This is a genomic window from Blastococcus sp. KM273128 (genome assembly GCF_021698975.1).
Taxonomy (GTDB): Bacteria; Actinomycetota; Actinomycetes; order Mycobacteriales; family Geodermatophilaceae; genus Blastococcus.
In genome coordinates this window covers 1-5,087 of record NZ_SSXA01000130.1, presented here as the reverse complement: position 1 = coordinate 5,087, position 5,087 = coordinate 1, and the positions used below count along the sequence as shown (strand labels likewise).

General features: G+C 78.4%; 4 protein-coding genes and 1 pseudogene. 3 read left to right on the top strand and 2 right to left on the bottom strand.

Features of this window, described 5'->3' with window-relative positions; translation table 11 throughout:
• The coding region (locus tag E9529_RS21000; RefSeq protein ID WP_236833207.1) for a universal stress protein at positions 1-319 on the bottom strand (319 nt) is incomplete at its 3' end.
• Between the two features lie 188 nt (positions 320-507).
• Between E9529_RS21000 and E9529_RS20995 the strand changes: the two genes are divergently transcribed.
• Positions 508-1,488, top strand: coding sequence for a universal stress protein (locus tag E9529_RS20995; protein WP_236833206.1), 981 nt, complete (start codon positions 508-510; stop codon positions 1,486-1,488).
• Here the strand turns inward: E9529_RS20995 and E9529_RS20990 are convergent.
• Positions 1,454-3,892 carry a phosphatase PAP2 family protein gene (locus E9529_RS20990; protein WP_236833205.1) on the bottom strand — a complete coding sequence of 813 codons (2,439 nt, stop codon included), beginning with the start codon at positions 3,890-3,892 and terminating at the stop codon, positions 1,454-1,456. The two genes, E9529_RS20995 and E9529_RS20990, sit on opposite strands and share 35 nt — an antisense overlap.
• 115 nt (positions 3,893-4,007) lie before the next feature.
• Here E9529_RS20990 and E9529_RS20985 point away from each other — a divergent pair, with 115 nt between their 5' ends.
• Together E9529_RS20985 and E9529_RS20980 are read left to right on the top strand one after the other, a co-directional pair.
• Complete coding sequence (locus E9529_RS20985) at positions 4,008-4,865, top strand: patatin-like phospholipase family protein (RefSeq protein WP_236833204.1); 858 nt, start codon at positions 4,008-4,010, stop codon at positions 4,863-4,865.
• Position 4,866: 1 nt separating this feature from the next.
• A pseudogene (locus E9529_RS20980) lies at positions 4,867-5,087 on the top strand (acyltransferase); the annotation flags it as partial.

The following is a 5,087-nucleotide window of genomic DNA, read 5'->3' as shown; positions in this document are numbered from 1 at the left end:
GCTGGGCGGTGGCCGAGGCCTTGCGCAGCGCCTGGACCGGATCACGCTCGGCCAGGCAGGTGACGACCCGCGCCACGCCCTCGACGCCGCGGGCCGCGACGTCGAGGATCTCCTGCCCCGCGGCACGGACCAGCGCCTCGACCTCCCGGCACGCGGTCACGTCGCCGGACCCGCCGGCGGGCCGGGCGAGCGCGTGCACGAGGTGCAGCGGTGCCTCGCGCCGCCGGGCCTCGTCCGCGGCGAAGGCGACCGCGCGCAGCGCCGCCTCCGAGGCGTCGACACCGGCGAGCACGGGCCGGGGGTGCGGGGCGGTGGTCATGGTCGCTGCTCCCGTCGGTGGGGGTCGGGCCGAGGCTAGGGCGGAGGTCACCGGTCGCCGCAGGGCCGCGGGGACCGGATCGGCGGGACGTTGGTCCCCGGGGTGGCGGGACATCGGGCCGCGGTGCCTGCCGCACCGTCCGGCGACGCTGGGCGCGGCGCCACCGCCCCGACAGCGAGGAGAGACCCGTGACGCAGACGACGGCCCAGCAGCCGACCGGCCCAGGGGGCGCTCCCGGCCGGGCACGCCTCGTGGTGGGCATCGACGGGTCCGACCACTCGCGCGGGGCACTCGGCTGGGCCCTGGCAGAGGCGGCCCGGCGCTCGGCAGCGCTCGACGTCGTGACCACCTTCCCGGTGGACTCCTACTGGAACGACGCCTACCTGGTCGACGAGAAGCTGGTCGACCGCATGCGGGCGGCGACCGAGGCCAGCGCCCGGGCGTTCCTGGACGACGTGCGACGCGCGACGGGGCAGCCGGACGGGGACGTGCCCGTCGCCCTGCACGTGGGGGCCGGGCGGGCGGCCGAGGAGCTGGTGCGGTGGTCGGACGGGGCGGGGCTTCTGGTCGTGGGCAGCCGTGGGCGCGGCGCCGTGCGCAGCACCGTGCTCGGCTCGGTGGCGCTGCAGTGCTCGGTGCACGCCCGCTGCCCCGTGGTGGTGGTGGTGCGCTCCGCGGAGCAGCCGCACGACGGCCGCGTGGTCGTGGGCCTGGACGACTCGCCCGCCGGCCGCGCCGCGTTGCTGCGGGGGGCCGAGGAGGCGCGGCGTCACGGCGGCCGGCTCGAGGTCGTGGTCGCGAGCACGCCGGTGGACACCTGGACCGAGTTCGCGCCCTACAGCGGCCCGTCGGAGCAGGAGCTGCGCGAGGACGCCGAGCGGTTCGGGCGGCGGGTGGCCGACGAGGTGCTCGGCGTCTCCGCCGGCGCGGACGTCGCGGTGGTGGCCGGCATCGGGCCGGCCGACGACGTGCTGGTCGAGCGGTCCCGCGGTGCGGCGCTGCTCGTCGTGGGCAGCCGCAGCCGCAGCCGGCTCGCGGGGCTCGTGCTCGGCTCCGTGGCGTTGCGCACCGTGGTCCGGGCGGAGTGCCCGGTCATGGTGGTGCACCCACCGCGGACGGGGGAGGCGGTCGGGCTCACAGGGCGGACCGGTGCTCGAACCGCGTCGTGAGCCCGGCACCCGTCGCGGCGGGCAGCCAGAAGGTGAGCAGCCGGAAGAGGACCACCGCGGCGCAGGCGGCGCCCAGCGGCGCCGCCAGCGCGGTCAGCGCCAGCAGCAACGCGACCTCGGCGGCCCCGGGCGCAGCGGTCGCGGGCACCACGGACCAGAGCAGGTGCAGCACGCCGTACACGCCGGCGGTGGCCAGCAGGGCGACCTCGCCGCCGACGCTGTGCAGCGCGGCGGCGAGGACGGCGGCCTCCAGGAACACACCGGTGACCGTCCACGCCAGCTGCGCACCGCGGCGCCGCGGCACGCCGTCCGAGCCGGACGGCCGGACGGCCAGCAGGTCGCGCAACGCCCGGGCCACGTCCCCCCGGAACTCGGTCCGGACCGGTGCCGCGCCCGACCGGCGCAGGGCGAGCCACTGCCCGGCGAGCACCAGCCCCCACGCCCCGAGCCCGACGACGACGGCCGGTACCAGGGCCTCGGGCGTGCGCCAGCCGGTCAACCGGCCGTCCACCGCGGCGAGCACGAGGGTGACCGCGGCGACCACGACGGCGGAGACGACGGCGCCCGCGGTGAACCGGGCCAGCGCCGCCGTGGCCGCGTCCGGCAGCACCCCGGCCCGTTCCAGGAACCGGGCAGCGGCGCGCCGCCAGCCGTCGCGGCCGCGCAGCAGCCCTGCGCTGTCGGCCACCATCCCCGCGCCGTAGGTGCGGCCCAGGGCAATCCGCCGCTCCACGGTGAGCAGCGCGCCGGCGGCCATGGCGGTGCGGGCCAGGACGGCGAGCGCGACCGCCGCCCCGAGCCACCGCCAGCCGCCGCGCCCGACCGCCTCGGCCATGGGGCCGGCCCCGGCCAGCAGCGGGACCCCCACCAGCACACCGATCGACCCCACGGTCACCGCTGCCCGGGCCGGCCACCCGGCCGGGGCGAACTCCGGGCGGTCGGGGTCGGGCAGGCCCAGCCGTGCGCGCACCTCCGCCCGGAGCGCGGCGAGCCGCTCCGGCCGGGACCGCAGCAGCGCGCGGGTCGGGGAGGAGAGGCTGAGCGGCGCGAGGGCGGGCAGCGCCGCGGCGACCGCGTCCCGCCCCAGCCGGTCCAGGGCCGTGCCGACGACGGGACCGGGCTCGACCAGCAGCACGAGCGAGGCCATGAGCTCGGCGACGTCACCGGCGAGCGCGTCGTCTGAGGCGCCGGTGAGGGCGTTGCCGAAGTCGACGACCCACGGCCGGCCGCCGTCGTCCACCACGATGCTGCGCGCCACGAGGTCGTGGTGGGCCACCCGGGCCTGGCGCAGCCGGCCGACCTGCTCCCAGACCCCCGCCAGCAGCGCGGGGGTGAGCGCCCCGGGCGGCAGCCGGTCGAGGGACTGGCCGGGGAGGAACTCCTGCACGACGAGCGCCCCCCGGTCGTCGCCGCGGGCGAGCAGGATGCGCGGGGTCCGCACGCCGCGCTCGCGGGCGGTCATCGCGGCGACCGCCTCGTGCTCGGCCTGCTGCCCCAGCGGCGCCACGGCGTCGGCGTCCTTGACGTCCCGCACGGCGAGGAGCCGGTAGAGCCGGTAGAGCCAGTCCCGCTCGACGCGGTCGGGTTCGAGGTACTTCACGTACAGCCGCTGGCCGGCCGGCGTGGTGGCCTCGAAGGGGTGGGAGCTGCGGGCCTCCACCGCGGCCGGCCGGACGTCGAGGACGGGCAGGCCCAGCCGGGCCAGCAGCCGGCCGAGGCGGTGCGGGTCGAGTTCGCGGCGCGGCACGCCGAAGACCCAGTGCACCAGCGAGCCGATCGCCCAGCCCACGGCCACGCCCCCGACCACGTCCAGCGGGAGGTGCGCGCCGACGTAGACGCGGGCCAGTGCCACCGACCAGGCCAGCACCCAGGCGACGCGGCGCGTCCGCCGGGAGAGGTAGGGCACCGCCGCCGTCGCCAGCGCGGCGGCGACCGCGGAGTGCCCCGAGACGAAGCCGAGGCCGCCGACCGGGCCCTCCGGGAAGTTCACCTCGACGGCGAAACCACCGGGCCGCTCGCGTCCGACCACGCCCTTGACCAGGTCGGCCGTGACGTAGGCCAGCAGCCCGGCGATCAGCAGGTCGCGGGCCATGCGCACCTGCCGGGCGACCAGCGCCGCGGCCGCGAGCCCCGGGACGGCCACCGCGTTGCCCAGCTGCATGACGACCCAGACGAGCGGGAAGACCGCCGACGGCAGGCCGTTGACCAGCTGGAACAGATCCCGCTCGAAGGTGGGCAGCTCGCCGCGCTGCGCGACGAGGAAGCCGAGGCCGAGCACGGCGGCGCCGAGGAGGACGCGGACCAGGTCGACGGGGTGGCGGTGGACCGGGGAGCGACCGGCCCCGGAGGCGGCGTCACCGGGGGGGCCGACGTCCGGGCGGCCCGCCTCCAGCTGCGTGGTCACCGCACGAGTGCACTCCTCGGAGGCCCTGGTCAGCAAGGTCTTCCGACCCTGACCGGCGCCCCCTCCGCGGGGCCCGGAGAGGGTTCGGCACGGGGCCGGGTGACACCATGCCGGCATGGCATCGCCGGGAACGGCCGGGCAGGGGAGGACGGCGTTCGTCCTCGGGGGCGGCGGGGTGCTGGGCGCGGCCGAGGTCGGCATGCTGCAGGCCCTCGTGGAGGCCGGGATCCGGCCCGACCTGGTGGTCGGGACGTCGGTGGGCGCGATCAACGGGGCGCTCATCGCCGCCGACCCGACCGCGGGGGCGGTGGGCCGGCTGCGTGCGGTGTGGGAGGACGTCGCCGAGCGCGGGATCTTCGCGGGTTCCGTGCTGGCCCGGCTGGGCACCCTGGTGCGCACCCGCACCCACCTGCACCCGCGGGAGCCGCTGCGCGGGCTGCTGGAGGAGCACCTGCCGGTGCGCACCTTCGGCGAGCTCGCCGTCCCGTTCCAGTGCGTCGCCTCGAGCATCGAGCGGGCCGCCGAGCACTGGTTCACCGAGGGTCCGCTGGTCGACGCGGTGCTCGCCTCCTGCGCCGTCCCCGGGCTGCTGCCCGCGGTCGAGATCGACGGGGCGCACTACCTGGACGGCGGGCTGGTGCACAGCATCCCGGTGGGCCGGGCCGTCGCCCTCGGTGCCGAGACCATCTACGTGCTGCACGTCGGCCGGATCGACCGGCCGCTGCGCCCGCCGGCCCGCCCGTGGGACGTGGGGCTGGTGGCCTTCGAGATCGCCCGCCGGCACCGGTTCGCCGCCGACCTGGCCGCGCTGCCCCCGGGGGTGACCGCGCACGTGCTGCCCTCGGGCGGGGTCGCGCCGTTCGGGGCGGCCGACCTGCGCTACCGCGACTTCTCCGCCGTCCCCGCGCGGATCGAGCAGGCGTACACCGCCGCGCGGGAGTACCTGGCCCGCTCCGGTGGCGGGACGGCCTGACGTGCTGCCCCCGCGCCGGGTGCGCCGGTTCACCGGGCCGCTGCTGGTCGTGGCGCTCGTGGCCGCCGTCCTGCTGCTGCCCGTGCTGGTGCCGGTGGCGGCGGTCGCCTCGCTGTGGCTGCCGGGGCACTGGCGCGGCCTGCGGCTGCTCTGCCTCGCGCTGGCCTACCTCGCCCTGCAGGTCACCGGCCTCCTCGCCGCGGGCGGGCGCTGGGTGCTCGG

Excerpts from the sequence above, each read along its gene's own strand:
- E9529_RS20985 (WP_236833204.1), top strand. The coding sequence starts at position 4,008 with ATGGCATCGCCGGGAACGGCCGGGCAGGGGAGGACGGCGTTCGTCCTC.